The organism is Ruegeria sp. AG7 (assembly GCF_056541545.1).
In genome coordinates, this window is sequence record NZ_JBQFYP010000016.1 from 20,495 (window position 1) to 46,577 (window position 26,083).

The 26,083-nt window shown below is 56.0% G+C and carries 28 protein-coding genes; 11 read left to right on the forward strand and 17 right to left on the reverse strand.

From position 1 onward, the window contains the following. Positions 1 to 12 precede the first annotated feature (12 nt). Positions 13 to 2,436 (reverse strand): GcvT family protein, encoded by a 2,424-nt coding sequence (locus tag ACR0BF_RS17165; protein WP_480625391.1) that lies wholly within the window; start codon positions 2,434 to 2,436, stop codon positions 13 to 15. 146 nt (positions 2,437 to 2,582) lie between these two features. On the opposite strand from ACR0BF_RS17165, the gene ACR0BF_RS17170 reads away from it, so the two are divergent. Next, positions 2,583 to 3,344, forward strand: coding sequence for a DeoR/GlpR family DNA-binding transcription regulator (locus ACR0BF_RS17170; RefSeq protein WP_480495848.1), 762 nt, complete (start codon positions 2,583 to 2,585; stop codon positions 3,342 to 3,344). A 346-nt stretch (positions 3,345 to 3,690) separates the two neighbouring features. On the opposite strand, the gene ACR0BF_RS17175 is transcribed toward ACR0BF_RS17170, so the two are convergent. From ACR0BF_RS17175 to ACR0BF_RS17200, 6 genes are all read right to left on the reverse strand, one after another. Further along, a complete protein-coding gene (locus ACR0BF_RS17175) occupies positions 3,691 to 4,422 on the reverse strand; it encodes an amino acid ABC transporter ATP-binding protein (RefSeq protein WP_480625392.1) in 732 nt (243 codons plus the stop codon). Beyond that, complete coding sequence (locus ACR0BF_RS17180; RefSeq protein ID WP_480625393.1) at positions 4,419 to 5,072, reverse strand: amino acid ABC transporter permease; 654 nt, start codon at positions 5,070 to 5,072, stop codon at positions 4,419 to 4,421. The genes ACR0BF_RS17175 and ACR0BF_RS17180 overlap by 4 nt, the downstream gene beginning before the upstream one ends. Beyond that, positions 5,072 to 5,503, reverse strand: coding sequence for an amino acid ABC transporter permease (locus ACR0BF_RS17185; RefSeq protein ID WP_480625394.1), 432 nt, complete (start codon positions 5,501 to 5,503; stop codon positions 5,072 to 5,074). The genes ACR0BF_RS17180 and ACR0BF_RS17185 overlap by 1 nt, the downstream gene beginning before the upstream one ends. A gap of 12 nt (positions 5,504 to 5,515) precedes the next feature. Then, the gene (locus ACR0BF_RS17190; protein WP_480607222.1) at positions 5,516 to 5,677 is read right to left on the reverse strand and encodes an ABC transporter permease subunit; all 162 of its coding nucleotides are present in this window, start codon (positions 5,675 to 5,677) and stop codon (positions 5,516 to 5,518) included. Positions 5,678 to 5,831: 154 nt separating this feature from the next. Beyond that, positions 5,832 to 6,398 carry an ABC transporter substrate-binding protein gene (locus tag ACR0BF_RS17195; RefSeq protein WP_480607225.1) on the reverse strand — a complete coding sequence of 189 codons (567 nt, stop codon included), beginning with the start codon at positions 6,396 to 6,398 and terminating at the stop codon, positions 5,832 to 5,834. A 173-nt stretch (positions 6,399 to 6,571) separates the two neighbouring features. Further along, entirely contained in the window at positions 6,572 to 6,712 is a 141-nt protein-coding gene (locus ACR0BF_RS17200; protein ID WP_480555687.1) for a hypothetical protein, read from the reverse strand. A gap of 427 nt (positions 6,713 to 7,139) precedes the next feature. On the opposite strand from ACR0BF_RS17200, the gene ACR0BF_RS17205 reads away from it, so the two are divergent. Next, entirely contained in the window at positions 7,140 to 7,856 is a 717-nt protein-coding gene (locus ACR0BF_RS17205; RefSeq protein WP_480607228.1) for a substrate-binding domain-containing protein, read from the forward strand. A gap of 190 nt (positions 7,857 to 8,046) precedes the next feature. On the opposite strand, the gene ACR0BF_RS17210 is transcribed toward ACR0BF_RS17205, so the two are convergent. From ACR0BF_RS17210 to pobA, 7 genes are all read right to left on the reverse strand, one after another. Then, positions 8,047 to 9,108: a 3-carboxy-cis,cis-muconate cycloisomerase gene (locus tag ACR0BF_RS17210; protein WP_480625395.1), complete on the reverse strand. Its 1,062-nt coding sequence runs from the start codon at positions 9,106 to 9,108 to the stop codon at positions 8,047 to 8,049. 66 nt (positions 9,109 to 9,174) lie between these two features. Further along, positions 9,175 to 9,996 carry a 3-oxoadipate:acetyl-CoA acetyltransferase gene (locus ACR0BF_RS17215; protein WP_480607234.1) on the reverse strand — a complete coding sequence of 274 codons (822 nt, stop codon included), beginning with the start codon at positions 9,994 to 9,996 and terminating at the stop codon, positions 9,175 to 9,177. 48 nt (positions 9,997 to 10,044) lie between these two features. Beyond that, the gene (gene pcaG, locus ACR0BF_RS17220) at positions 10,045 to 10,662 is read right to left on the reverse strand and encodes a protocatechuate 3,4-dioxygenase subunit alpha (protein WP_480607237.1); all 618 of its coding nucleotides are present in this window, start codon (positions 10,660 to 10,662) and stop codon (positions 10,045 to 10,047) included. Between the two features lie 2 nt (positions 10,663 to 10,664). Continuing rightward, positions 10,665 to 11,393 carry a protocatechuate 3,4-dioxygenase subunit beta gene (pcaH, locus tag ACR0BF_RS17225; RefSeq protein ID WP_480477647.1) on the reverse strand — a complete coding sequence of 243 codons (729 nt, stop codon included), beginning with the start codon at positions 11,391 to 11,393 and terminating at the stop codon, positions 10,665 to 10,667. 52 nt (positions 11,394 to 11,445) lie between these two features. Then, positions 11,446 to 11,823, reverse strand: coding sequence for a 4-carboxymuconolactone decarboxylase (gene pcaC, locus ACR0BF_RS17230; protein WP_480625396.1), 378 nt, complete (start codon positions 11,821 to 11,823; stop codon positions 11,446 to 11,448). Then, positions 11,816 to 12,604, reverse strand: coding sequence for a 3-oxoadipate enol-lactonase (pcaD, locus tag ACR0BF_RS17235; protein ID WP_480555679.1), 789 nt, complete (start codon positions 12,602 to 12,604; stop codon positions 11,816 to 11,818). Before pcaD ends, pcaC begins: the two co-directional genes overlap by 8 nt. Then, entirely contained in the window at positions 12,604 to 13,773 is a 1,170-nt protein-coding gene (gene pobA / locus ACR0BF_RS17240) for a 4-hydroxybenzoate 3-monooxygenase (RefSeq protein ID WP_480623622.1), read from the reverse strand. The genes pcaD and pobA overlap by 1 nt, the downstream gene beginning before the upstream one ends. Before the next feature lie 97 nt (positions 13,774 to 13,870). On the opposite strand from pobA, the gene pcaQ reads away from it, so the two are divergent. The 9 genes from pcaQ to ACR0BF_RS17285 all read left to right on the forward strand — a co-directional run bounded on the left by pcaQ (position 13,871) and on the right by ACR0BF_RS17285 (position 23,287). Then, positions 13,871 to 14,812 carry a pca operon transcription factor PcaQ gene (gene pcaQ, locus ACR0BF_RS17245; RefSeq protein ID WP_480625397.1) on the forward strand — a complete coding sequence of 314 codons (942 nt, stop codon included), beginning with the start codon at positions 13,871 to 13,873 and terminating at the stop codon, positions 14,810 to 14,812. Between the two features lie 44 nt (positions 14,813 to 14,856). Continuing rightward, the gene (locus tag ACR0BF_RS17250; RefSeq protein WP_480625398.1) at positions 14,857 to 15,564 is read left to right on the forward strand and encodes a class II aldolase/adducin family protein; all 708 of its coding nucleotides are present in this window, start codon (positions 14,857 to 14,859) and stop codon (positions 15,562 to 15,564) included. Positions 15,565 to 15,761: 197 nt separating this feature from the next. After that, on the forward strand, positions 15,762 to 16,787 hold the full coding sequence (locus ACR0BF_RS17255; protein WP_480625399.1) for a LacI family DNA-binding transcriptional regulator: 1,026 nt from the start codon (positions 15,762 to 15,764) through the stop codon (positions 16,785 to 16,787). Positions 16,788 to 16,880: 93 nt separating this feature from the next. After that, the gene (locus tag ACR0BF_RS17260; protein ID WP_480625400.1) at positions 16,881 to 18,185 is read left to right on the forward strand and encodes an ABC transporter substrate-binding protein; all 1,305 of its coding nucleotides are present in this window, start codon (positions 16,881 to 16,883) and stop codon (positions 18,183 to 18,185) included. A 106-nt stretch (positions 18,186 to 18,291) separates the two neighbouring features. Then, complete coding sequence (locus ACR0BF_RS17265; protein ID WP_480477633.1) at positions 18,292 to 19,158, forward strand: carbohydrate ABC transporter permease; 867 nt, start codon at positions 18,292 to 18,294, stop codon at positions 19,156 to 19,158. Positions 19,159 to 19,170: 12 nt separating this feature from the next. Continuing rightward, positions 19,171 to 20,001 (forward strand): carbohydrate ABC transporter permease, encoded by an 831-nt coding sequence (locus ACR0BF_RS17270; RefSeq protein ID WP_480477631.1) that lies wholly within the window; start codon positions 19,171 to 19,173, stop codon positions 19,999 to 20,001. A 12-nt stretch (positions 20,002 to 20,013) separates the two neighbouring features. Further along, on the forward strand, positions 20,014 to 21,018 hold the full coding sequence (locus ACR0BF_RS17275; protein ID WP_480607256.1) for an ABC transporter ATP-binding protein: 1,005 nt from the start codon (positions 20,014 to 20,016) through the stop codon (positions 21,016 to 21,018). After that, on the forward strand, positions 21,015 to 21,788 hold the full coding sequence (locus tag ACR0BF_RS17280; RefSeq protein ID WP_480520850.1) for an L-iditol 2-dehydrogenase: 774 nt from the start codon (positions 21,015 to 21,017) through the stop codon (positions 21,786 to 21,788). Before ACR0BF_RS17275 ends, ACR0BF_RS17280 begins: the two co-directional genes overlap by 4 nt. Continuing rightward, the gene (locus ACR0BF_RS17285; protein ID WP_480607258.1) at positions 21,788 to 23,287 is read left to right on the forward strand and encodes a mannitol dehydrogenase family protein; all 1,500 of its coding nucleotides are present in this window, start codon (positions 21,788 to 21,790) and stop codon (positions 23,285 to 23,287) included. Before ACR0BF_RS17280 ends, ACR0BF_RS17285 begins: the two co-directional genes overlap by 1 nt. A 107-nt stretch (positions 23,288 to 23,394) precedes the next feature. Here ACR0BF_RS17285 and ACR0BF_RS17290 read toward each other — a convergent pair whose 3' ends face one another. Genes ACR0BF_RS17290 through ACR0BF_RS17300 form a run of 3 tightly spaced genes read right to left on the reverse strand, consistent with a single transcriptional unit; the run spans position 23,395 to position 25,982 of the window. Beyond that, the gene (locus ACR0BF_RS17290; RefSeq protein ID WP_480477623.1) at positions 23,395 to 23,553 is read right to left on the reverse strand and encodes an EamA family transporter; all 159 of its coding nucleotides are present in this window, start codon (positions 23,551 to 23,553) and stop codon (positions 23,395 to 23,397) included. Positions 23,554 to 23,609: 56 nt separating this feature from the next. After that, the gene (gene argE, locus ACR0BF_RS17295) at positions 23,610 to 24,767 is read right to left on the reverse strand and encodes an acetylornithine deacetylase (protein ID WP_480520846.1); all 1,158 of its coding nucleotides are present in this window, start codon (positions 24,765 to 24,767) and stop codon (positions 23,610 to 23,612) included. A 3-nt stretch (positions 24,768 to 24,770) separates the two neighbouring features. Then, positions 24,771 to 25,982, reverse strand: a complete 1,212-nt coding sequence (locus tag ACR0BF_RS17300) for a M24 family metallopeptidase (RefSeq protein WP_480625401.1) — start codon at positions 25,980 to 25,982, stop codon at positions 24,771 to 24,773. Positions 25,983 to 26,083 lie beyond the last annotated feature (101 nt).

Consider the following 26,083-nt stretch of genomic DNA (forward strand, 5'->3'; position numbering starts at 1 on the left):
CTGCCCTCCCTCTCAGGCTTTTAGCCGCTCATTGGTCGGATCGTACAGAGGCCCATCCACCCGGTGGATCTGTTTGCGGTCTCCGAACAATTCGAGTTCGAATTCCGTCTGGTCCATCAGCGCCACCGGAAGATAGCCGTAGATGATCGTTTTCCCGACATGGTGCCCATAGCCACCGCTGCTGGCGCGCGAAACGGTTACGCCATTGTGCAGGATGGTTTCCCCCCCGGTCATCGGCAGTTTTTCCTCGGTCACGAAGGTACAGAGTTTCTGTGCTGCGCCGTTGGATTTCTGGCCCTCCAGAACATCGCGCCCAAAAAAACTTCCCTTGGATTTCAGGTGGACGCGAGAGCTCAGGCCCGCTTCTACAGGTGAATAGTCCGGGGTGATATCGGTGCTCCAGTAAAGATACCCCTTTTCCAGGCGCAGCGAGTCTATGGTCCGGTAGCCAATGTCGCGGATGCCATAGGCCTGTCCGTCCTTCCAAAGCTGATCATAGACATGAAGTGCAAATTCGGTTGGGATGTGCAATTCCCAGCCCAATTCGCCGGTATAGCCGATGCGCACCGCACGCACTTTTGCTGCTCCGACCGTAATGTCGCGCGCTGTTGCAAAGGGAAACGCAGCGTTTGAGATATCCTCTTCGGTTACCGCCTGCAGGACGTCACGCGCTTTTGGTCCGCAGATATTGATCACCGCCCGGGATGAGGTAACCTCGATCAGATGTGCCGATCCGTCTTGCGGCAGATGGCGTCGGATCCAGTCGGAATCGTGCACCCCGAATCCGGCGCCGGTCACGATATAGAAATGGTCGCGCCTCAGGCGGGTGATGGTGACATCCGCCTCGACGCCGCCTTTGTCGTTACAAAGCTGGGTATAGATTACGCTGCCATCCGGCTTGTCCATGTTTGAGACCGCTAGGTGTTGCAACACACCCAACGCGCCAGAGCCGATCAGTTCGAACTTGGAAAAGCTCGACTGGTCGATCAGAACGACACCTTCGCGGGCAGCGCGGTGTTCTTCGGCCGCGAAGACATTCCAACCGGGATTGAGAAAATCGAGTTGATCCACTGGGGCGACCCCAGCTGGCGCAAACCACAAGGGCCGCTCCCACCCGTTCTTTGACCCATAGACCGCCCCGTGTTCTTTCAATCGGTTGTATAGCGGAGACAGTCGCAAATTGCGTGCGGTCTCGGCCTCCTGGCCCGGATAGCGCATCTTGTAGTGATGCGCGTAATGTTCGACGGCTCGGGGATACATAAAGGCCTTGGTCGCATGATGTGGGCTGAACCGCCGCACGTCCAATGGCCAAAGATCCAGGCTTGGACGCCCGTTCAGAATCCATTCCGCGATCATTTCCCCCGCGCCCCCGCCAGCCGCAATACCGTAGAGGAACCCGGTCGAGAGCATCAGGTTTTTAACCTCAGGGGCCCAGCCCATGACAAAATCACCATCGGCGGAGTAGGGGATTGGTCCATTGATGATTTGCCGGATGCCGACCTGGTTCACGACAGGCGTGACGACACCGGCAAGTTCAGCCAGCGGCGCGAAACGGTCAAGATTGTCCGGTAGCAACTGGCGCACGAACTCTCCGGGAATGCCCCGTTCTCCAAATGGCAATGTGTCGTCTTCGTAACCTCCGATGACCAGACGCCCGCCAGCATCGGGCTTGTAATAGACCAGACGCTCAGGGTCGCGCAGCGTGGGCAGGCCCTTGACCAATTCCGGCTCTGGCAACGGTTCTGTTACGACATATTGGTGCTCGACAGCGCAGGCTGGCACCACGACGCCCAGTTTTGCGGCCAGTTCACGGCTCCACATGCCCGAGGCCAGCACAACGGTTTCCGCCTCATAGTCGCCGTTGGTTGTCATCACTTTGGTTATGCGGCCATTGCGGATTTCGAAAACCTTGACCTTCACCCCCTGCCTGATCTGTGCGCCGTGGCTCCGCGCACCGGCTGCAATCGCCAGACACAGGCCAGCGGGGTCAACGTGGCCATCCGATGGAATAAAGGCAGCCCCCTCTAACCCGTCGGCATCAATATAGGGAAACAGGGCTTTCGCTTCGGCTGGTGAGATGATTTCCATCTCCAGGTCAAAACTGCGTGCCATTGTCGCCAGACGTTTTGCCTCCAGCAGCCGTTCCTTGGTTGCCGCCAGCCGCAAGCTGCCGACTTTCTTCCAGTCGAACTCCATACCGGTCTCGTCGGCCAGCCGGTCATAGAGCGCGACCGATCGTTTCAGCATCCGGGTCGTATTGCGGGAAGACCGCAGTTGCCCAACCAGCCCGGCAGCGTGCCATGTTGCCCCCTCTGTCAGAGATGCCTTTTCCAGAAGGACGACATCCGTCTCACCTGCCCGGGCCAGATGATAGGCGATTGAGCATCCGATGATGCCGCCGCCAATAATAAGGTGTTTTGCAGAATGGGTTGTCATGGCCTCGCCCCTGTCGACAAATTTGATGCCAGATCATCGTATCGACCAACAGAAATCAACAAAAATTAAAAAAGAGTGTTGAAATATGTTGATTTAAGGAGGTATCAACAATTCATCCTGTTAGAATCCAACATCCGAGTGGCTGAATGTCGAAATACGAAAAGGACATCCTAAGCGCGGTTAACATTCATGGCCGAATCTCGGTCATGGACCTGGCGCAGAGGCTTAACGTTTCCGATCAGACAATCCGTCGAATTGTGAAGCCATTGGTGGATGCGGGGCACATCGACAAGGTTCACGGCGCGTTGGTCAGCACCCAAAAGGTTCTGGATCCCCCTTTCATCGCGCGTATGACAACCAACCGCGCGGCGAAAGTCGCCATTGCAAAGTCCATTTTGAACCTTGTGCCTGATAACGCGTCCATTGCTATTGATACAGGATCTACGTCGGGTTTTGTGGCTCAGGCTCTCAAGGCGCGCAGAGATCTTACCGTGGTGACGAATTCAGCGTTCATTGCAACAACTCTGGCGATGGGGAACGGCAACCGGGTATTTATGGCGGGCACACAGCTTAGAAATCATGACGGCGCAGCGTTCGACCGCGCGGCCTTTGACGTTATTGCAAATATGTCGGTGGAATACTCGATCCTGTCGGCGTCGCGTGTGCATCCGAAACAGGGTTTTTTGGTGTTCGAACAATGCGAAGTCGATATTGCGGTCGCAATGAAGGCGATCAGCGAACGATGTTTCATGGCAGTGGACTCGACCAAGTTCCAGGCATCCGAACCCAAACCGGCCTTGCATCTTCCAGCTCTTTCGGCAAGTGACTTCCTGATAACCGAGCGGAAGCCTACGTCAAAATTTGAAGGCGTTATAGGTCGGGCAAAGACAGTAATCGCCGCAGATTAGTTTCAAGCTTTTGACGAATGAGCGGCTAAGAAAGGACGCGGCCCACCTGCACGCCGCGTTCAGTCATGTTCTGGACAGAGTGTACCGGGGTTATAAGTTAACAGCGTGCAAGACTGTATCCTTGGGGAAGTGACAGGGCTTCAATGTGATCAAGTTGCGAACTGTTAACGAACTGTTTTATGGGAACAAACGTCAGATCACCTATGCTCCCCAACTGTATTTTAAAGTTGGCAACATAGTCTTCGTCCGCAAATGCGCGGCGTACGTCGCTCCGCCGCGCGTGTTTTCGGGCATCTAGGTCCGGATTAGAAGATAAATTGGCCAGCTGTAGACATCCGGATCTGCTTCAGTGGCTGAGAATCTTGGAAAGGAAATCCTGAGCACGCGGGCTTCGCGGGGAACCAAAAAACTCGGCCGAGGGCGCGTCTTCGACGATTTCGCCAAGGTCCATAAAGACCACGCGGTCGGCCACCTTCTTGGCAAACCCCATCTCATGCGTGACGACCATCATCGTCATGCCTTCCTTGGCCAGTTCCACCATGACGTCCAGAACCTCGTTGATCATCTCTGGGTCGAGCGCCGATGTTGGTTCGTCAAAGAGCATTGCCATCGGCTCCATCGCAAGGCCGCGGGCAATCGCCACCCGCTGCTGCTGGCCGCCGGACAACTGAGAGGGGAATTTCTGCGCATGTTCCGTCAGGCCCACGCGCTCAAGAAGTGCGAGCGCCTTTTCCTCCGCCTCTTTCGGATCGCGCCCCAGCACCTTGATCTGGCCGATCTTGATGTTCTCGGTCACGTTCATATGGGGAAACAGCTCAAAATTCTGAAAGACCATACCGATCTTGGAGCGCATCTTGTCGAGATTTGTCGATTTCGCGGTGATCGAGGTGCCCGCGACGGTGATCTCGCCATCATTGATCGGCTCAAGCCCGTTCACCGTTTTGATCAGCGTGGACTTGCCCGAACCAGAAGGGCCGCAGACCACGATCACCTCACCTTTGGCGACGCTGAGGGTACAGTTCTTCAGAACCTGAAAGGTCTTGCCGTACCATTTGTTGACATTCTTCATCTCGATCATGTGGCAAGCCTTTTTTGCAGATACCGGACGCCCATGGAGGCGAGGAAACAGAGGGTGAAGTAGACCGCAGCGACGAAGAGGAACATTTCCACCAGCTTCTGGTCACGGTTTGCAACGATCTCGGCACTGACAAGGAAATCGCGCAGGCCGACGACATAGACGAGCGATGTGTCCTGAAAGAGGATGATCGCCTGTGTCAGCAGGATCGGCGTCATCGCCCGGAAGGCCTGAGGCAGCACGATATAGCGCATCGACTGGCTGTAGGTGAGGCCGATGGCGCGCGCGGCGGCCAGTTGTCCGGGGCGGACAAAGTTGATGCCGGCCCAGATGATCTCGGAATAATAGGCGGCCTCAAACAGGATAAATGCCACGAGAACCGAGGAGAAGGCGCCGACAGGTCGCCCGACGATAAGCGGCACAAGGAAGAAGAGCCAGAAGATCACGAGGATCAGCGGCAGCGAGCGGAAGAAGTTGACATAGGCCGCAGCGAACTGGCCCAGAACCGGTACCTTTGCGATGCGCAGAAGGGCAAGGACCGTGCCAAGGACGATACCCCCGACCACTGCGAGGCCCGTCAGCAGGAAGGTCATTTTCATGCCGTCCCACAGCAGTTCGCCATTGGCGGAAATGACGGAAAAATCGAGTGTCATCACACAGCCCCTTTCGCGAAGGTGCCGGGCAGGGCGGTCATCTTGTCGACCCGTCGCATAACCGCCATCACCGTGAAGGTGACAAGGCTGTAGACCACAGTTGCTGCGGTGAAGGCTTCAAACCCCTGGAACGTATATTCCTCGATCTGTCGTGTCATCGCCGTCAGTTCGACGACACCGATGGTCAGCGCTAGCGAGGAATTCTTGAAGATCGTCAAAAACTCGCTTGTCAGCGGCGGGATGATGATGCGGTAGGCATTGGGCAGAAGAATATATCGATGAACCTGCACTTCGGTCATGCCGATGGCGCGGCCTGCCTGGCGCTGGCCACGGCCCACGGCCTCGATTCCCGAACGGACCTGTTCGTAGACACGCGAGGCGGTATAAAGGCCGATAGCGACAATGGCGGTGGTCAGTGCCGGGAAGGGCATGTCGCGCTTGACCTAACGCGACCAGTCATCCGGCAGGACTTCGGGGAAAACGAAGTACCACAGGAACAGCTGTACCAGCAGCGGAACATTGCGGAAGATCTCTACATAGGTGGTGCCAACGGCCCTGAGGACCGGGCTGGATGAGGTGCGGAAGACACCGAGCGCTGAGCCCACCGAAAAAGCGATTGTCCTGGCCAGAAGCGAGATAACTATGGTCCAGCCGAAATAGGGCTCGCGGAACAGAATGCCCCCAGTCCCAATTATAGATCATGTCATCCCCCTGCCGCAGCTGGGGAGGGGCGGATGTACCCGCCCCTTCTTTTGTTGCTTATTCTGGCAGTGCCTGAATTTCGAACGCGGTCGCCAGTGTATCGGAAAGCGGCATGTCGATGTTTGTCGGGCCCGGCTCGAACCAATTGGCGTAAATCTCCTTGATCTCACCAGAGCGCATCAGACCGGCCATGACCGTACGTCCAAGACGTTCGAATGTGGAGTCGTTGCGCTGCATCATCAGGGCATAGGGATCGAAGGACAGGTACCGCCCGGTGACCTGATAGCCAGTCGGATCGGACGCCTTTGAGATCAGGCCATAGAGCGGAACATCGTCCGAGCCATAGGCGTCGATGCGGCCCGTTTCCAGCGCCAGCCAGCCCTGGCTGCGATCTTTGACCGGTACGATCTCGACGTTCAGGCCCTTTTCTTCGATGATGGCCTTGATCGCCTTTTCGTTGGTCGTGCCCGCAGACAGGCCAATGACCTTTCCTTCCTGATCCTCGATCTCGGTGATGCCCGACCCGGTTTTAGAGGCAATCTTGGTGCCGGTGAGGAAGGTCGTGGGCGGATATTCCACCTGCAACTGGCGGGTCAGGTTGTTGTTGGTGGTATCGCATTCCATGTCGATCGTGCCATTGGCATCAGTGAGATGCAGGTCTGGCCGGTGACCGGCACATAGTGGACCTCCAGATTGTCTACGCCAAGCTCCGCCTTGATCGCATCGACAATCTTCAGGCACAGGTCGATCGAATAACCGATCGGCTTGTTAACAGGGCCGATACAGGAGAAAGGGATCTAGGTTTCCCTTTGGCCGATACTGACCACGCCGCGTTCTTGAATGCGCTGCAATACCGGGCTCTCGCCGGCATCGGCAAAGGCCGGACCCGCAAGGGGAAGAATCGCCGTGACGGTCACTTGTGCAAGCATGTGCTTCATTTTCGTCTCCTCCCAAAAGTCTGTCTCTATTAGGCTATAGCTTTCATATGGTGCAGTTTCCGCGACCATCTTTGATCCGCCGGGGCTGCACCCTAGCCCCCATCCATCACGCCGAATACTGCGCACCACCCCGACGGACTCGCATTATCATTACTCAATACATGCGCTATCTGAAATTTGTATCGCTATTTAGGCAAGTTTATATGCAGAAACTGCATGCTAATGTGTCGCCGTGGAAAAAGACTCAATACTCGATCTGCTCGCGCTGATCCGCGCCGAAAGCGTTTCGCTTGCCGCGCATAGCCGCATTTCTTCGCAATCCGCCTATTCCAGGCGACTTCAGGCCCTTTAGCATCTGTTTGACACTGAACTGTTGGACCGGTCGCGACGACCGTCAGGCCCGACCTATCAGCTCAGGTCCCTACAGGTGGAGCTTGAAGCAGCACTCGTCGGCCTCAACCGGCTTTCCGACGCTTTTGCGATCACGTCCGCTGAACCATTGCGGATATCCGCATTGCATTCGATCTCGGCCAACATCCTGCCTCGGGCGCTTGCCGCGTTCGGCGACACGCTGGCATCTCACGACTTGCGGCTGCGGTCGGCCAATCAGGAAACCTGCTTTCAGATGCTGATGACCGAAGAGGTCATGGTTGCCTTCTCCTACGAGGCTGAAACCCGCAGGCTAAACCCGCCAAAGGATCTGGTGCATCGCGCACTTGTCGGCAAGGACGGGTTCGTTCCCGTGGCAGCCGCGGGGATGTTGCAGGAGTTTCAGGCGCGTAGCGAGCGGGACGAGGTGTTGCCGATCATCTGCTATCCATCCAACGTCTTTATGGGTGATCTCACCCGCTCGGTGCTGTTGCCGCAAATTCCGCAAAGGGTCTCGTTAAAGATCGTTTCGGGCCTGACCCAGACGATCGCCAAATGCATTGAGCACGGGCTGGGTGTCGGATGGCTGCCACGAAGTTCCATCGAAGACCAGTTAGCGAATGGAACCCTGGTCGAGCTTTCCGATCTCGGCTTTCCGACCGCCTTGATCGACCTGACCATGATGCGGCTCAAGACGCGCAGCTTTTCCCAGCCCGAAAAAGTGGTTGAGGCGATCTCTGCCGAAATATCGGCAATCTTTTCGCGGCAGGCCTGACGCCTGTTCGTTGCCGTCGGCGGTTTCGGCGGCCTTGTCGAAATCCGTCCGTTTCAGCAGTTCGCCCAACTGTCAGTGTAGTCAAGACGCCATCTCCACTGATGCTGACATATATAAGTTACTGCGGCAAAACCGGTGACGCCAAGTCGACGCACCGCCTGAGTAACGTCGGGCTCAGAGGCCAGTGCAGTCACTCCAGGATGCCTATCCGTTCGATCTGTTGCACTAACGTACCACAGCTGATCAGGGCCTGCCCCGTTGCCAGGATCATCTGGGGCAGGATCATCCATTCTAGCGTCCAGGCAACGCCGGAACGTTCCTGCTCGTGCTCCAGCGCCTGATGCATGCCCGACAGTTGGGTTGCGTTGAAACGAGCCAGTGCGACCAGCAGTTCCGCACGGACCGGGTTGCGCTTGTGAGGCATCGCCGAAGATCCGCCGCCACCTGTCAGCGAAACCTCGTCCACCCCTTGCTGGGCCATGAGCGACACGTCCTGACCAATCTTCCCCAGCGATCCGGTTATCAATGAAAGCCATGAGGCAAGTTCTGCAAGATTGTCCCGGCGGGTATGCCAGTTTGCATTGCAGCTGGCCAGGCCAAGCCTGTCGGCCATATGATCTGCGATTGCCTGTCCGGATCCGAGCATCCCAACGCGGTCGCCAACGGCGCCGCCAAGTTGCAGCACAAGCAATCTGGGCTGCAATTCGGTCAGGCGTTTCTGGTGATCGGCCAATGGCAACCGCCAGTTTCGCAGGCGCGTGGCAACTGAAATCTGCAATGCCGCCTGCATTCGGGTTCGCCCCATCATCACGTGTTCGCCATATGCCTGCTCCAGCGCCACAAGCGCATCTATCAGGTCTGAAAGACGGGCCGAAAACACCTCCAGAATGTCTTTGATTGACAAAACCAGAGCGGTGTCGACAACATCCTGCGACGTCATCCCCTTATGCAGCGCGACGTGGCAATGTTCAGGCAATGCCGCTTTGAGCGACCGCACCAGCGCGGGCACCACAACGCCATCCAATGCCGTCCCATCGCGCAGCGCCTGCATGTCGGGACGGTGTTGTCGGATAAGTTTTGCCGCGGTTTCCGCCACCTCTGGTGGTACGGTGCCGACCGCCGCCAAAGCCTCTGAATATGCGGCCTCGACGGCCAGCATGTGTCTCAGCTGAGCCTCTGCACCCAGCAACTCTGAGGTCTGTGGGTCCTGAAACAACCCGCTGAGCCAGGGATGAGTGGAAAGCTGTTCCATCCTATGTGTGGCCTTTGAAATAAAGCGAGCGGATATCAATCGTCATGGCGCCATTCCTCCCTGCGCTCAAAGAGCCAAAATCTCGCGGGCCTGTTGCCAGGTGGCGACCGGACGTTCGTGCTTTGCGCATAACTCGGTCACGCGATTGACCAGCGTTGCGTTCGAAGGCGCTAGTGTATTCCGATCCAGCCGGACATTGTCTTCCAAACCTGTCCGCGTGTGTCCGCCCGCAGCAATGGCCCATTCATTTACCACAATCTGGTTTGGACCGATCCCGGCGGCACACCATTCGGCATCCGGTGCGCGATCCTGCATGGACTTCACGTAAAAGTCGAACACGGCCCTGTCGACCGGCATCGCGTTTTTGACACCCATGACAAACTGAACATACAGCTTGCCATAAAGCTTGCCTTCCTTGTGCAATCTGATCGCTTGCAGGATGTGGGACAGGTCAAACGCCTCGATCTCGGGCGTGACTTTGTATTTTTGCATTTCGGCTGACAGCCAGTCCACCAGGTCGGGTGGATTTTCGTACACCCGGGTGGGAAAGTTGTTCGACCCGACAGACAGCGACGCCATGTCAGGGGCAAGGGGCAGCATTCCGCCCCTGGCCTGACCGGCGCCTGACCGCCCACCAGTGGAAAACTGGATGATCATTCCGGGACAGTGTTTTTGCAAACCCTCTTTCAGGAGAGCGAATTTGTCGGGGTCGCTGCTGGGCGTCTGATCATCGTTGCGAACATGGGCGTGGACAATGCTGGCCCCGGCCTCGAACGCCTCTTGCGTGCTTTCGACCTGTTCTGCAACCGAGATCGGCACCGCGGGGTTGTTGTTTTTGGTAGGCAGGGAACCGGTGATGGCCACGCAGATGATGCAAGGTTTGGTCATGGTGACTTCCTGAATTAAGTGCTGCCTTGGAAAGGCAACACCAAGTAATCAGATATCAAAAAAAACGGTCTCATCTTCGCCTTGTATCTTGATATCGAAGCGATAGACAATTTGACCGTCCCTATTGGTGCGTCTGGCCAGCAGCGTTGCGCGGCGGCGTTCCCATTCGATGAGATTAAGGACCGGGTCCTTGCTGTTGGCCTCTTCCTCGTCCTCGAAATAGATACGCGTATTCAGGCCGACATTGATGCCCCGGGCAACGACCCAAAGGTTGATATGAGGCGCTTGCTGGCCCACGTTTCGTCCCGGTGTCGGGCCGGGTTTGACTGTGTCGAACGCCCATTCGCCGGTTTCAAAATTGGTGATGACGCGTCCCCAGCCGCGAAAGCCGTCTTCGACATCGCCGCCGCCCTCAGGATGGGCATAGACGCCCCTGGCATTTGCCTGCCAGGCCTCGAGCAAAACATCCTTGATGGGCGATCCGGCCCCGTCCACGACCAGTCCTTCGACCCGAATACGCTCACCTTCGGCATTTGGTCCGGCTATATCCCAGCCCAGTTCCTGCCTGTAGATCTCAAATCCGGCAGCCCCAGGCGCCAGACCGATATGGACGTAAGGCCCGGCTGTTTGCGAGGGGGTTTCCTTCAGATAATTCAGCTGTTGCATCTTCAGTTCCCCTCCAGACGGTTTTCAAACAGGGTCGAGCGCCGACCGCGCAAGACCACGTCAAATTTATAGGCGATGGTATCCAGTGGGATCGTTGAATTCATATCGAGCCGCGAAATCAGGCGGCTGATCGCATCGGCGTCAGGAATAGTTTTCACGATCGGGCACCTGTCAATCAGCGGGTCACCTTCGAAATAACATTGTGTGATCAGGCGCTGTGCAAAACCTGTTCCGAATATCGACATGTGGATATGGGCGGGACGCCAGCTGTTCACCCAATTGCGCCAGGGGTAGGCACCGGGTTTTACGGTGCGGAAGAAATAATACCCGTTTTCATCTGTCAGGGTGCGTCCGCAACCACCGAAATTGGGATCAATCGGTGCCAGATAGGTATCCTTCTTGTGGCGATAGCGCCCACCCGCATTCGCCTGCCAGATTTCCACCAACGTGTTTGGCACCGGACGTCCGTTTTCATCCTGCACCCTGCCGTGCAGAATAATTCGCTCGCCAATCGGGCTTTCACCGGGCTGCGCATAGTTCGAGATCAGGTCCTTATCCAGAGGATCAACATCGTTGTGGCCAAAAACCGGGCCGGTGACCTCACTGATCGAGTTTTGCAGCGAGATCAGCGAATATTGCGGTGAACGGGTCACGCTGGTCTTGTAGTCGGGCGTCAGTGCAGGTGGGTGCCACTCGCGGTCACGCTGGTAGAATTCACCTTGTTTCAACATTGTCGGATCACACTTCCTTTTTGTCTAACTGGGGTTTCTGCGCGTTTCCCATTCAGTCCTTTTCCATTTCGTCATACGTTTGTTTTGCCAGCCTGAGGGCCTGATTGGCGCGTGGTACGCCCGCGTAAATCGCGACGTGCTGAAACGCTTCAAGTACATCCTGCTTGCTGGCGCCGGTACGGGCTGTGGCGCGGATATGCATCGGGATTTCTTCGAAATTGCCCAACGCAGCCAGCAAAGCCAGCGTCAGCATGGATCTCTCACGGTCGCTGATCCCGTCCGAAGCCCAGACAGTGCCCCACGCGCCTTCGGTGATAAGCGTCTGAAATGGACCGTCCAGATCAGATTTGGCGGCTTCGGCACGATCCACATGGGCATCGCCCAGAATTCTGCGCCGCACTCGCATACCGGACGCGTATTTGTCACTCATTGCGGTTCTCCATCAGGAATGCGGACAAGTGTTCAGCATAGGTGGCGGGGGCTTCCACGCATGGCAGGTGCCCGGTGTTGGGTATTTCGGCATAGCGCGCCCCGGGGATCATAGCACAGGTCTGCCGGACCAGTTCGGGCGGGCAGGCGCGGTCATCTGATCCGGCGATGGCCAGAACTGGCAATCGCAGCGCCCAGGTCATGGATTCAAGATCAACATTTGAAATCGCGTTGCAGCATCCCAGGTACCCAGAAACAGGGGTACGCACCAGCATGTTGCGCCAAAGCAGCACGTTATCGGTTGCCCTGAAACCCGCTGCAAACCAACGGTCCAGAATTGCGTCAGCCACAGACTCGATGCCGGACGATCGGATTGCGCCCATCCGGTCACGCCACATCTGGGCCGTCCCCATTTTTGCGGCGGTGTTGGAAAGAACAAGGGCGCGGATCAGGTCTGGTCGGCGCGAAGCCAGCGCCTGACCGATCATGCCGCCAATCGACAGGCCGACAAACACCGTGTCGCGAACCCCGATATGGTCAAGCAACGCCTCGGCGTCATCTGTCAGCTCAGCCAAGCTGTAAAGCGCCTGAGGGCATTCCGACAGGCCGTGACCACGCAGATCGAACCGGATCAGGCGCAGCCCCTTGGGCAGTAAGGGCAAAACTTTGTCCCAAAGGCGCAGGTCAGTTCCCAGCGAGTTGGCAAACACCACAGGCGTGCCATCTGGATCGCCATCCTCACGCCAATGCAGGTGAATGTTATCCAGCGCCGCAATCTGCATCAGTAGGGCAGCCCGACGTAGTTTTGTGCAAACACCGATTGGGCCTCTTTGTTTTCGCGCAGGAAATCAATGTCAGCCTTCTGCATTTTCAGGTCAAAGCCGTTCTGTTCCGGAAAACGGTGCAACAGGTTGGTCGTGGACCAACTGAACCGCTCGGCTTTCCAAATTCGGGCCAACGCTTTTTCGGAATAGCGGTCGATTCCTTCGCTATCGTGGTCTTTATAGAATTGCAGCAGGGCGTTGTGCAGATAGTGGATGTCGCTTGCCGCCGTGTTAAGCCCCTTGGCCCCGGTGGGGGGCACGATATGCGCGGCATCCCCACACAGGAACAAACGGCCCCAGCGCATTGGTTCGGTCACAAAAGACCGCAGCGCTGCAATTGATTTTTCGACCGATGGCCCGGTGATCAGTTTCTCAGCATATTGCGTGGGAATCCTGCGTTTCAGCTCCTGCCAGAAGGCTTGATCAGTCCAGTCATCGGCACTGTCAGACAGCGAGCATTGAATGTAGTAACGGCTGAGGTTCTCATTGCGCATGGAACAAAGCGCAAAACCGCGTTCCGACCCGGCATAGATCAGTTCGTCATGGACCGGGGGAGTTTCGGACAAAACGCCCAGCCAGCCAAACGGATAGACCTTTTCATATTCCCGGCGCACGGTCAGCGGGATGGTTTGACGCGACACCCCATGAAACCCGTCGCACCCGGCGACAAAATCGCAATCAATCCGGTGTCCGGTCCCATCCGCTTGATACGTCACATAAGGTGCATCGCTGTCAGCCCCATGAATCTGAAGATCATCGACGTTAAAAGCAATCTTGCCGCCCATCGCATCGCGTACATCATACAGGTCGCGGGTTACTTCCGTTTGTCCGTAAACAACCACATGTTTGCCCGTCAGCTCTTTAAAGTTGATGCCGAATTCGATATCGCCATACGAGATCACTGTGCCGTCATGGACAAAACACTCCTTGTCCATCCGATCTGCTACACCGGCTTCGCGCATCAGCTCCACAAAACCGGTTTCCAGAATGCCAGCGCGAATGCGACCCAGAACATATTCCCTGGTTTTGCGCTCTAACACGATGGTGTCTATGCCGTTGCGGTGCAACAACTGGCTGAGCAAAAGACCTGAAGGTCCACCGCCGATGATCGCGACCTGAACGCGCATGTTGGCTCTCCTGATTTCGCGTGTCTAATAATTGAACGTCATTTCTCGATATGTAAAATGAGTTCTACTTGGACTTAGTTGCTATAATTGGAAAGTAATGATAGATCGCCGCATCAAAGTTAGGCATATTCAATGTTTTATTGAGATATGTCGCGAGAAAAGCCTGAAAGTTGCGGCAGAGAAGCTGTTTCTCACGCAACCGGCGATATCCAAGACGCTTAAGGAGCTTGAGGATATTCTGGGCACTGTGCTGTTGTCCCGTAACCGGTCCGGTGTTTCTCTGACGCGGCAGGGCGAAGTGTTTCTGCATTTCGCCGAAATGTCGCTGGCCGCTTTGCAGCAGGGCTTTTCTGGTGTGGAGCAGATCGAAGCGCGCGGCAGGGCCAGTCTTCGGGTCGGGGTGCTGCCTTCGGTTGCGGCCCGTTTGATGCCAGCCGTTGCCACCGAGTTTTCCGAACTTGCGGGCAATGCCCGACTGAGCGTTTTCGACGGTCCACATGGCCATTTGATGGAGCGTCTTCGTCTGGGCGACCTGGAGCTTGTTATCGGGCGTTTGGGTCGCCCTGAAACCATGCAGGGCATTTCCTTTACCCAGCTTTACGAGGAGAAGGTCGTCTTCGTCGTGCACGCGGATCACCCGCTGCTGAAAGCCCCCGATCTCAGGCGGATTACCGAGTGGCAAGTGCTTTATCCACCTGAAGGATCGGCAATCCGGCCCTTGGTGGATCGCCTCATGATCGCGCATGGGATTGGTGAAATCGAAGATCGTCTGGAAACTGTCTCGGGTGCTTTCGGACGGGTGTATACCCGACAGACCGATGCGATCTGGATTATCTCGGCAGGGGTGGTCGCCAATGAAATCAGCGATGGCCACCTTGTAGCGCTGCCGTTTGATACGTTGATCACACGCGGGCCCGTTGGGCTGATGCGTCGGCCTGACCAGGTTCTGTCACCTCAGGCGCAGGTTTTCGGGTTGGCTTTGGACAATGCAATTGCGAGGTTGGGCTTGTCGCCTGATGGTGCGACCTCTGATAACTAAGGCTGGTCCATTCTGCCGGGGTGGCGCGAGGACAGGAGCACAAGATGGATGACAAGGAACGCAGAATCCGTGAGGCGATTATCGAGAAATGCCTTTTTCTGAATTCCAGTGGTCTTAGCCAGGGAACATCCGGCAATATCTCGGCCCGATACGAGAACCGGATTCTGATCACACCTTCGGCGACGCCATATGACAAGCTGACCCCCGAGATGATCGTCTCAATGCCATTTGATGGAGACTATGGGAGTTGGGATGGCCCGCTCAAACCTTCGACCGAATGGCGGTTCCACTTCGACATCCTCAAGACCCGCCCCGATATGGGCGCTGTTGTCCATGCACATCCGACCTATTGCACGGCGCTGGCGATTGCACACAAAGAGATCCCGGCAGCGCATTACATGGTCGCGGCCTTCGGTGGTACTAATGTTCGCTGCGCACCCTATGCGCGCTTTGGAACGCCCGAGCTGTCGGAGCTGGCGATCGAAGCGCTGCAAGACCGAACCGCCTGTTTGCTTGGCAATCATGGGTCCATTGCCATGGGTGAGGACCTGGACAAGGCCATGTGGCGCGCGGTTGAGCTGGAAACCATTGCCCGGCAATATTACCTTTCCTTGGCCCTCGGTCCGGTAATCCTGACCGATGAACAGATTTCTGAAACGCTATCCGGTTTCGCTTCTTACGGCATTCATGACGACTACAAGGACGTCGCAGAAGGTACTGCCGGGAAGCAAAATGAGCCTGAACAGACCTGACGACCAAGGTGGTTGCGCTGGGGGTCGATATATTGGGCTCAAGTCCAAAACACCGCGACTTGATCAGGAGGTTTTCGGCTGTTCGGCGTTGGCGTCACGCGTCTTACCGTTCGCGCGGATACGGCAGCCTATTGATTTATTGCCGCGCGTAAAGAAAATGTAAGGTCAAAGCAAAAGAATTCCGTAAGCGGGTAGGTATGGCAAAAATAAGAAATATGGAGGAGTTTGCGGCCCTCAGCGGGATTTCTCGGCCAACGGTTTCCAAATATTTCCACGACCCGGAAAGCGTTCGTTCCTCTACGCGGGCGCGTATCGAAGAAGCTTTGGAAAAGTTCGATTACCGTCCGAATATCTATGCGGTGAACCAGAATCGAAAGCTGACCAAGAATATCGGCATCGTTGTTCCCTATCTAGCCGATCCGTTTTTTGCCGAGATGGCCAGATACCTTGAGCAGAGCTGTATTGCCGCCGGGTATCGTCCATCTCTATTCAGCTCGCACGGTGAGCAGGAACTCGAGAACGAAATACTCGACAGCCTGCGGTCGCTCAAGCCGGCCGGAGTGCTGTTTGCCCCTTTGGGTCGCGGGTCGGACCGCGCTCACATCGAGAAATTTTGCGCCGAGGTGCCAACGGTTCTGTTTGACAGCAACCTCGAAGGTTTGGGTGCAGCCTTTATAGGGTCGGACAATTTCAGTTTTGTGTCCCAAACCGTGGAATACATGACCCGGACGGGTGAACCTCCGTCTTTCTTTGAAATGCGCACGCCAGCAAACCCAAACGCCAACAAGCGACGCAAGGCATATATTGAAGTTATGGAGCGTCTGGGGTTCGAGCCCCATGTCATTAAAATTGATGGCGAAGGCTGGGCGTTTGAAGAGATTGGGCATCAAGGTGCTTTGAGAGTGTTGGAGAAAGGCGCTCTCAGGACGAACTCGGTTTTGTGCAGCAATGACCGCCTTGCGATCGGATTTCTGGCAGCCTGTTATGAGCAGGGGATTCGGGTTGGGCGAAAGGAAGATTGCTCACTCCGCGTCGCATCAAATGACGACCACCCCTTTGCAAAATTTACGTGCCCATCGCTGACAACAGCTGCGCATGATTATGACAACGTGGCTGGGCGCAGTGTGGATACCTTGTTTGAACTCATTGAAAGCGGGGGAAAATTTGACGATCGGACGGAAACTCTGTTTCCGGCACGGCTTGTTTTAAGAGAATCTGCGTGAATTAAAACTTAACGCGCGTAAAGTTATTATTGACGCCGCGACAATTTATAAACTAGGGTCTCTGTACAGCATCCAAGCTCAGGGAGGACAGGGATGTATTTGAAGAACGCACTTCGTGCGGCGACTACGTTGACTTTCGTCGTTACGGCAGCAGCCCAAGCGGAAACCATCACGATCGCGACCGTCAACAATGGCGACATGATCCGGATGCAGGGCTACACAGACAACTTCACCAATGCGACAGGCATTGATGTCGAATGGGTGACGTTGGAAGAAAACGTTTTGCGTCAGCGCGTCACGACCGACATCACCACCAAAGGCGGTCAGTTCGACATCATGACCATCGGCATGTACGAAACCCCGATCTGGGGTGCGAACGGCTGGCTGGTACCGCTGGACGGTTTGTCCGATGAATATGATGTTGGTGATCTGCTGCCTGCGATGGCAGGCGGGTTGAGCCATGATGGCACGCTTTATGCTGCGCCTTTTTATGGCGAAAGCTCGATGATCATGTACCGCACCGACCTGATGGAAAAGGCCGGTCTGGAAATGCCAGAAGCACCAACATGGCAATTCATCCGTGAAGCTGCGGCTGCCATGACTGATCGCGACAACGACATCAACGGCATCTGCCTGCGCGGTAAGGCGGGCTGGGGTGAAGGTGGTGCCTTTATCACCGTAACCGGCAATTCCTTCGGTGCGCGCTGGTTTGATGAAAACTGGAAGCCCCAGTTCGATCAGCCCGAGTGGAAAGAGGCGCTGACGTTCTTCGTCGAAATGATGAGTGAATCCGGCCCGGCTGGCTATGCCACTAACGGTTTCAACGAGAACCTGTCTTTGTTCCAGCAAGGCAAGTGCGGCATGTGGATTGACGCCACCGTTGCCGCGTCTTTTGTGACAAATCCGGAAGACTCAACCGTAGCTGACAAAGTTGGCTTCGCACTTGCACCAAATTCGGAAGGCGTCGACAAGCACGCCAATTGGCTTTGGGCTTGGGCGCTGGCGATCCCGGCGGGAACTCAGCGGGAAGATGCGGCCAAGCAGTTCATCGAATGGGCAACCTCGAAAGACTACATCGAGCTGGTGGCTGAAAACGAAGGGTGGGCCAATGTGCCTCCGGGCGCGCGGACCTCGCTTTATGAGAATGACAACTACAAGGCAGTCCCATTCGCAAAAATGACTCTGGAATCGATCCTGAAGGCTGACCCGCAGAATTGCTGTGTGCAGCCGACGCCCTATACCGGTGTCCAATTCGTGGCCATTCCGGAATTTGCAGGGATTGCCACACAGGTAAGTCAGGAATTCTCGGCCGTTTATGCCGGGCAGCAATCAGTGGATGAGGCGCTTGCCAAAGCGCAGGCCTTCACAGCAGAAGAGATGGAAGCCGCAGGGTACTGAGGCAACCTTCCCAGCGGGGGGCAGATCTTCTGTCCCCTGCTCCCACTTCCACAATTCGTGTTTTTCTCGCAGGCTGTCTTACGCCTGAACAGAGAGGTCTTGCGCAATGGCAACTCAACATTCCAGATCAGTTGCACGCCTGATGATGGCACCCGCAGTGGTGCTGCTGCTTGGCTGGATGCTCGTGCCGCTGACGATGACCCTGTATTTTTCCTTCAAGAAGTATCTTCCCCTGCGGGGCGGTGATCTCGGATGGGTGGGTTTCGACAACTATATCCGATTTGTTTCGTCCAGTTCGTTCTGGCCCGCCGTTCAGGCAACGCTTGTCATTGTTCTCGGCGTGTTGGCGATTACGGTCATTCTGGGCATCCTGCTGGCGATGCTTTTAGATCAACCGATGTGGGGCCAGGGGGTGGTGCGCATCCTAGTCATTGCGCCATTCTTCGTTATGCCGACCGTTTCGGCTCTGGTCTGGAAAAACATGTTCATGGACCCGGTCAACGGGTTGCTGGCCCATCTGTGGCGCTTTTTCGGGGCTGAACCGGTCTCGTGGTTGTCCGAAGCTTCAATGACCTCAATTGTCATGATTGTGTCGTGGCAATGGCTGCCATTTGCGACACTGATCCTTTTGACCGCAATCCAGTCGCTGGACAGTGAGCAACTGGAAGCTGCTGAAATGGACGGTGCGCCGCCGCTCAAGCGGTTCTACCACATCATTCTGCCGCACCTGAGCCGTGCAATCACAATCGTAATCCTGATCCAGACAATCTTTCTGCTTTCGATCTTTGCCGAGATTTTCGTCACCACAGGTGGCGCGTTCGGCACCCGTACACTCACCTACCTGATCTTCCAGCGCGTTTTGGAAAGCCAGAATATCGGTCTCGGATCAGCCGGAGGTGTCTATGCAATCATTCTCGCCAATATCGTTGCGGTCTTCCTGATGCGCATTGTCGGCAAGAACCTGGACGCGTGAGGAGATAAAACCATGGCCCGCTCCGTCACAATCCAACGCAAGTCGCTGAACACAGCCCTGGCTTGGGCCGTCGGTCTGCTGATCTTTTTCCCGATCCTCTGGACGATCCTGACCAGCTTCAAAACCGAAGCGCAGGCCATTGCGAGCCCGCCACTGTTCCTGAACTTTGACTGGACGCTTGAGAACTATGCTGTCGTACAGGAACGCTCGAATTACATGCGTTTCCTTTGGAACTCGGTCATCATTGCAGGTGGGTCAACCCTGTTGGGTGTGATCATTGCCGTACCGGCAGCATGGGCAATGGCGTTCGTTCCTTCGAAACGAACAAAGGACATTCTGCTTTGGATGCTCTCTACCAAGATGTTGCCGGCAGTCGGTGTCCTTTACCCGATCTACCTGCTGTTCATCCGTCTGGGGCTGCTTGATACACGAGGTGGACTGGTCGTCGTGTTGATGCTGATCAACTTGCCGATCATCGTCTGGATGCTCTACACCTACTTCCGTGAAATTCCCGGTGAAATCCTTGAAGCCGCACGGATGGACGGGGCGACACTGAAAGAGGAAATCCTGCACATCCTGACACCCATGGCTGTACCGGGCATCGCTTCGACTGTTTTGCTGAACTTCATTCTTGCCTGGAACGAGGCGTTCTGGACCCTCAACCTGACAGCCGTTGACGCGGCCCCGCTGACCGCATTTATCGCCAGCTATTCCAGCCCCGAGGGCCTGTTCTTTGCCAAGCTCAGCGCGGCTTCGACAATGGCGATTGCACCGATCCTGATCCTTGGCTGGTTTAGCCAGAAACAACTTGTCCGCGGCCTGACTTTTGGCGCTGTGAAATAAGGAAAACTTATCATGGGACGTATTCAACTCAGGTCCGTGACCAAAAGCTTTGGCGACGTGCAGGTTATCCCGCCACTGGATCTGACCATCGAAGACGGAGAGTTCACGGTGTTCGTCGGGCCATCGGGTTGCGGCAAGTCCACTTTGCTGCGTCTGATTGCGGGGTTGGAGGACATCACGTCAGGTTCCATCGACATTGACGGGGCCGACGCGACAAACGTACCACCCGCAAAACGCGGTCTGGCGATGGTGTTCCAGTCCTATGCCTTGTATCCGCACATGTCCGTTCGCAAGAACATCGCCTTTCCCTTGCGCATGGCAAAACTGGATCAGGCCGAAATCGACAAACGTGTGAAAGGGGCCGCGCAGGTTCTGAACCTGACCGACTATCTGGATCGCCGCCCCGGCCAGCTGTCCGGTGGCCAGCGTCAGCGCGTCGCTATCGGGCGTGCCATTGTCCGTGAACCCGCAGCGTTCTTGTTCGATGAGCCGCTGTCCAACCTGGACGCTGCGCTGCGCGTTGGCATGCGGTTGGAGATCAGCGAGTTGCACGAACGGCTGGCGACCACCATGATCTATGTGACCCATGATCAGGTTGAAGCAATGACGATGGCCGACAAGATCGTCGTGCTTCAGGCTGGTGTGATCGAGCAGGTCGGAAGCCCGCTGGACCTGTATCGTACGCCACGAAACCTTTTTGTCGCCGGGTTCATCGGTTCGCCCAGGATGAACTTTATCGAAGGCGAAGAAGCTGCAAAACACGGCGCACATACAATCGGCATCCGCCCCGAACATATTGCTGTGTCCGAGAGCGACGGAACCTGGAGCGGTGTTGTAGGCGTGTCCGAGCATCTTGGATCAGATACGTTTTTCCACATACATGAAACCGGTCTGGCGGAAACAATCACGGTGCGAGCAGACGGAGAGGTTGGATTTAGGCATGGCGACCGCATCTACCTGACACCACGTGCCGACGTGCTTCATCGTTTTGACGCGCAAGGGCTGCGGATCGAATGAAGCGACTGGACGGAAAAACCGCGCTTATCACTGGTGCTGCGCGTGGAATCGGGCTGGCCTTCGCAAAAGCTTACGTCGCCGAAGGTGCGCGTGTGGCCATTGCCGACATAGATTTCGCGCGGGCGCAATCCGCAGCCTCGGAAATCGGTGACGCTGCAATGGCGGTCGAAATGAATGTTGTTGATCAGGACAGCATCGACATTGCTGTTGCGCGCGCAGTGGATCAGTTCGGCCAGATTGACATTCTGATCAACAATGCTGCCGTTTTCTCAGCAGCGCCAATCATCGAAATCGACCGCTCCGATTACCAGCGCGTTTTTGATATCAATGTTTCGGGCACCTTGTTTACAATGCAGACCGTTGCGCGGCACATGATCGACGCCAATGTCAAAGGCCGGATCATAAATCTGGCCTCACAGGCTGGTCGGCGTGGCGAACCTTTGGTCGCCGTTTACTGCGCCAGCAAGGCTGCCGTAATATCTTTGACGCAGTCAGCGGGGCTCAATCTGATCGCTCACGGGATAAATGTGAATGCGATCTCACCCGGTGTTGTTGATGGAGAGCATTGGGACGGCGTCGACGCCTTCTTTGCGAAGTACGAAAATAAAAAACCGGGGCAGAAGAAGCGTGAAGTTGCATCAGCGGTACCGTTCGGCCGTATGGGACGGGCCGAGGATTTAACCGGGATGGCGGTGTTTTTGGCGTCTGATGAAGCGGAATACATCGTGGCCCAGACTTACAATGTCGATGGCGGAAACTGGATGAGCTGATGACCCCTTTGGCGGACATAACACCGGTAGAGCTGTGCCTCGAACGCCTCGGATCGCTTCCTGCGGATGTCAAAATACCCGGATACCGGCGTGAAGACCTGACCCCTGGAATTGTTCATATTGGGCTTGGGAATTTTCACCGTGCGCATCAGGCGTGGTACATCCACAGGCTGATGCAAAAAGGGCAGGCCCTGGACTGGGCGATCATCGGGGCGGGCGTTCGGGCTTATGACGCGGACATGCGCGAAAAGCTGATTGGGCAGGACTGTCTGACAACTTTGATCGAGCTTGACCCGTCCGGTGTTTCGGCCGAAGTCATCGGTCCGTTGATGGACTATCTGCCCATTGAACCCGAAAATGCGCCTCTGATCCGGAAAATGTCCGATCCCGCCATTCGGATCGTGTCCCTTACCGTAACGGAAGGTGGCTATTTTCTGGATGCCAAGTCGGGTGTTTTCGACGTGGATCACGATGATATTCGACACGACGTGCAAAACCCGCAACAGCCTCGCACGGTCTTTGGTGCCATTGTGGCGGCACTTGGCAACCGCCGTGCCGCCGGGCATCTGCCCTTTACGGCATTAAGTTGTGACAACCTTCAGGGCAACGGTACTATCTTGCGCAACTGTGTTGTTGAACTGGCGCGCCGGACGGACCCTGATCTTGCGGATTGGATCGATCAGAACGGGGCGTTTCCGAATTCAATGGTGGATTGCATTGTTCCCGCCACCTCTGATCAAGTTCGGTCGCAGGCTCGAGCCCTAGGAATTGAAGACTGCGTTCCGGTGTCACACGAGAATTTCCGCCAATGGGTGATTGAGGATGATTTCTGCGCCGGGCGGCCAATGTTGGAGAATGTCGGCGTTACGATCACCAAGGACGTACACGCATATGAAACACTGAAACTGCGTATTCTGAATGGCGGGCACCAGATTCTGGCGAATGTGGGCGAGGTTCTGAACATCCCCACAATCTCGGACTGCATGAACGACCGGGAAATTTCGGCATTCTTCCTGAAAGTCCAGACCGAAGAAATTCTTCCTCATGCCAGTGCGGTTCCTAGGATGACACCGGAACAGTATCTGGATCTGGTTAAACGCAGATTTTCGAATACGGCTATTCACGATACCACGCGACGCGTGGCCTTTGATGGGTCTGCACGCCACCCCGGTTTCTTGCTTCCGTCCATTCGCGATGCTCTGGCCTCGGGTACATCTGTTACTGGGCTGGCGCTGGTTGAAGCTTTCTGGTGCCGTATGTGCGCCGGTCTGCGTGAGGATGGATCAGAGATTGCGTCCAATGATCCCATCTGGAGCGAATTGCAGAGTGCGGCCCTTGCCGCCAGGGGACGGCCCGAAAAGTGGCTTGAGGTAGCAAACCTGTACGGAAGTACTGGCCGTGAAACGCAGTTCGCAGAATCCTTCACACGCTGGTTGCCACGGATCTGGCAGCACGGATGCCGGTCGACGATCAAAAGCTATGTGAATGCGCTTTCCTGACGGTTGTGATCTCGGTTCAGGTGGTTTCTATCGTTTCGCTGGTCATGGTGATGGGAAATATCACGACAAAAAAGAATGAGTATTGCACTGTGCTAGCCGGTACCGGGTCATTTCGAGTGATCACGCGGCAGGGCAGGGCGGAACACCGCCAGCAGCGGCAGAAGACACAGAACAGCCAGACCATAACGGATCGCAAGCATGGTCATCGGTTCCACATAGGGCAGCCCCATCTTGGCAAAACTGTAGCCACCCGCCCAGAACAGCACGAACAGACCGGTGCACCCAGCCAGAATATCGATACCGCGCGGACCAAGGTCATCATCTACTCCAGCTTCGAAGATAACCGCCGAAGCATATCAAGGCACTGGGCCATCTGTTCGACCGAGACGTATTCATCCGGTTTATGCGCCTGATCGATTGATCCGGGACCGCAGACAACGACGTTCATCCCCAACTGCTGGAATATCCCGGCCTCGGTACCGAAGGGTACAACGTCGGCTCCGTTTGCCCCTGTCAGTTCCATCACAAGGTCACGCGCCTCGTTGTCGTCCATTGGTTCTAGCCCGTCGACCTCACCGATAATTTCGGTCTTGATACCAGCATCGGGGTGAATAGCCTGCATTGCCGGGATCAGGGTTTGCGCGCAAAACCGGTGCAGTTCGTCTTTGACGTAATCCGCATCCGCCTTTTGCACTGGTCGCATCTCCCAATCGACCCGCGCCTTACCGGGGATCACATTATGGGCCACCCCGCCCACCAACGTACCGGTATTTATTGTCGTCCATGGTGGGTCGAACGGGCTGTTTGCCGGTGCTCTCCCTTGCAAATCAGCCTTCAGCGTCAACAGTTTCGAGACGTATTGCACCGCGTATTCGACGGCGTTTACACCGCGCTCGGGGGCCGAGCCATGGCCTTCGAACCCGGTAAAATGCGCTGTATATTCATAGCAGCCCTTATGGCCCTCGATGATGCGCATCGAGGTGGGCTCGCCAATGATGACCACAGCGGGTTTGATCGCTTTCTTCCGCAGGGTCTTGGCCAAAGCCTGCGCGCCAAAACAGCCGATTTCTTCATCATATGTAAAGGCGAAATGCAATGGGCGCTGAAGATCCAGCTTTGCGTAATACGGGGCCATGACGACTGCCGCCGCGATAAACCCTTTCATATCGCAGGTGCCGCGACCAAACCACTTGCCGTCCCGCTCCTCCATCACGAATGGGTCCGAGGACCAGTCCTGATCCGTAACAGGCACCACATCGGAATGGCCTGATAGGACGATACCACCGTCGCGCTTGGGGCCCAATGAGGCAAAAAGATTGGCTTTGGTGCCGGTTTCGTCATGCCATATTTCCACCTCTGCACCGCAATCGCTCAACCGGTCCGCGAGGTGCTTGATCATGTCCAGGTTACTGTCTGACGAAACCGTGGGGAAGCTGATCAGTTCGCCCAGCAGGGTCTTGGCGTCTTCGAGGGTGCTCAAGGCTTAGTCTTTCACAAAGAGCTTTCGCTCGATATTGCATAGGGCTTCGGCGGGGCCGTTTTCAGTGATAAGAATGGTTTCCGTGGTCTCAAGGCCCCAGCTGTCCATCCACAACGCAGGCATGAAATGGAAAACCATGCCCGGTTGCAGAATGGTCTCGTCTTCGGCGCGGATCGACGCTGTCCGTTCGCCCCAATCTGGCGGATAGCTCAAACCGATAGGGTATCCCATGCGCCCCTCCCGTTCGATTCCGTGACGGGCAAGAACCTTAAGAAAAGCGTTTGCAATGTCGCTGGTCCGATTGCCAGCCCGGGCAGCCTCTAGACCCGCAGCTACCCCTTCGATCTGTGCGTGTTCCGCGTCCCGCATTTCCGGCGGCGGAGTGCCAAGATAAACCGTGCGGCAAAGCGGAGCGTGGTAGCGCCGATAGCAGCCTGACAGTTCGAAAAATGTTGCTTCACCCTTCTTCATCGGTGCGCCATTCCATGTCAGGTGCGCGGCTGTGGCATCCAGCCCTGAGGGTGTCAAAGGGACAATGGCTGGGTAATCCCCCCAATCATCCTCAACCCCGGTAATCCCGGCATGAAAGATATCTGCGACAAGGTCGTTCTTGCGCACTCCCACTGCAGCGCGATCAATGGCCGTTTGGATTACTTTTTCCGAAATCCGGGCCGCCTTGCGAATAAAGACAATTTCTTCTTCCGACTTGATTAGACGCTGCCAGTTTACCAGTGCCGTCGCATCCACCAGCGTCGCTTCGGGCAATTCCGTGCCCAAAACCTCGTGTGCCTTTGCGGAATAGTAATAGTTCTCCATCTCAACGCCGATGCGGGTTGTACCCAGCCCGAGCGCGCGAATGTGGCCTGCCAGATCCTGCATGGGATGGCGTACGGTTGATTGAACGTAGTGGTCTGCATAGCCGCGAATGTTGTCCTTGGACATCCAGCAAGTGCGCAACCCACCCAATGCATCCATCTGGCGTCCCCACCAAATCGGCTCACCTTCCATGCCGAGCAATACGCCCTGATGCACATAAAAGGACCAACCATCATAGCCAGTCAGCCAAGCCTGGTTCGAAGGGTCGGTGACAAACAGCAGCTCTAACCCCGCTTTTTCCATAGCGCTTCGGGTCCTGGCGATCCTACGGTCATATTCCGCCTGGCTGAAGGGGGCGTGTTCAATTGGCATGGCATCCTCGGAGGCTGAATCTGACATGTACTTGAGCGCAATCTTACCAATTTGTACACAAATGAACTTGTGAGCGATACCTGAACCGCGACTCCTGTTAGAAACCAATGGATTATCTGATGGGACGA

Excerpts from the sequence above, each read along its gene's own strand:
- ACR0BF_RS17280 (WP_480520850.1), top strand. The coding sequence starts at position 21,015 with ATGAAGCGACTGGACGGAAAAACCGCGCTTATCACTGGTGCTGCGCGT.
- ACR0BF_RS17250 (WP_480625398.1), top strand. The coding sequence starts at position 14,857 with ATGGATGACAAGGAACGCAGAATCCGTGAGGCGATTATCGAGAAATGC.
- pcaD (WP_480555679.1), bottom strand. The coding sequence starts at position 12,604 with ATGCAGATTGCGGCGCTGGATAACATTCACCTGCATTGGCGTGAGGAT.
- pcaC (WP_480625396.1), bottom strand. The coding sequence starts at position 11,823 with ATGAGTGACAAATACGCGTCCGGTATGCGAGTGCGGCGCAGAATTCTG.
- ACR0BF_RS17215 (WP_480607234.1), bottom strand. The coding sequence starts at position 9,996 with ATGACCAAACCTTGCATCATCTGCGTGGCCATCACCGGTTCCCTGCCT.
- pcaQ (WP_480625397.1), top strand. The coding sequence starts at position 13,871 with ATGATAGATCGCCGCATCAAAGTTAGGCATATTCAATGTTTTATTGAG.
- ACR0BF_RS17275 (WP_480607256.1), top strand. The coding sequence starts at position 20,014 with ATGGGACGTATTCAACTCAGGTCCGTGACCAAAAGCTTTGGCGACGTG.
- pcaH (WP_480477647.1), bottom strand. The coding sequence starts at position 11,393 with ATGTTGAAACAAGGTGAATTCTACCAGCGTGACCGCGAGTGGCACCCA.
- ACR0BF_RS17200 (WP_480555687.1), bottom strand. The coding sequence starts at position 6,712 with ATGAAGCACATGCTTGCACAAGTGACCGTCACGGCGATTCTTCCCCTT.
- ACR0BF_RS17165 (WP_480625391.1), bottom strand. The coding sequence starts at position 2,436 with ATGACAACCCATTCTGCAAAACACCTTATTATTGGCGGCGGCATCATC.
- ACR0BF_RS17195 (WP_480607225.1), bottom strand. The coding sequence starts at position 6,398 with ATGGAATGCGATACCACCAACAACAACCTGACCCGCCAGTTGCAGGTG.
- pcaG (WP_480607237.1), bottom strand. The coding sequence starts at position 10,662 with ATGCAACAGCTGAATTATCTGAAGGAAACCCCCTCGCAAACAGCCGGG.
- ACR0BF_RS17270 (WP_480477631.1), top strand. The coding sequence starts at position 19,171 with ATGGCCCGCTCCGTCACAATCCAACGCAAGTCGCTGAACACAGCCCTG.
- ACR0BF_RS17255 (WP_480625399.1), top strand. The coding sequence starts at position 15,762 with ATGGCAAAAATAAGAAATATGGAGGAGTTTGCGGCCCTCAGCGGGATT.
- ACR0BF_RS17265 (WP_480477633.1), top strand. The coding sequence starts at position 18,292 with ATGGCAACTCAACATTCCAGATCAGTTGCACGCCTGATGATGGCACCC.
- ACR0BF_RS17185 (WP_480625394.1), bottom strand. The coding sequence starts at position 5,503 with ATGCCCTTCCCGGCACTGACCACCGCCATTGTCGCTATCGGCCTTTAT.
- pobA (WP_480623622.1), bottom strand. The coding sequence starts at position 13,773 with ATGCGCGTTCAGGTCGCGATCATCGGCGGTGGACCTTCAGGTCTTTTG.
- ACR0BF_RS17170 (WP_480495848.1), top strand. The coding sequence starts at position 2,583 with ATGTCGAAATACGAAAAGGACATCCTAAGCGCGGTTAACATTCATGGC.
- ACR0BF_RS17285 (WP_480607258.1), top strand. The coding sequence starts at position 21,788 with ATGACCCCTTTGGCGGACATAACACCGGTAGAGCTGTGCCTCGAACGC.
- ACR0BF_RS17300 (WP_480625401.1), bottom strand. The coding sequence starts at position 25,982 with ATGTCAGATTCAGCCTCCGAGGATGCCATGCCAATTGAACACGCCCCC.
- ACR0BF_RS17175 (WP_480625392.1), bottom strand. The coding sequence starts at position 4,422 with ATGATCGAGATGAAGAATGTCAACAAATGGTACGGCAAGACCTTTCAG.
- ACR0BF_RS17260 (WP_480625400.1), top strand. The coding sequence starts at position 16,881 with ATGTATTTGAAGAACGCACTTCGTGCGGCGACTACGTTGACTTTCGTC.
- ACR0BF_RS17210 (WP_480625395.1), bottom strand. The coding sequence starts at position 9,108 with ATGGAACAGCTTTCCACTCATCCCTGGCTCAGCGGGTTGTTTCAGGAC.
- ACR0BF_RS17180 (WP_480625393.1), bottom strand. The coding sequence starts at position 5,072 with ATGACACTCGATTTTTCCGTCATTTCCGCCAATGGCGAACTGCTGTGG.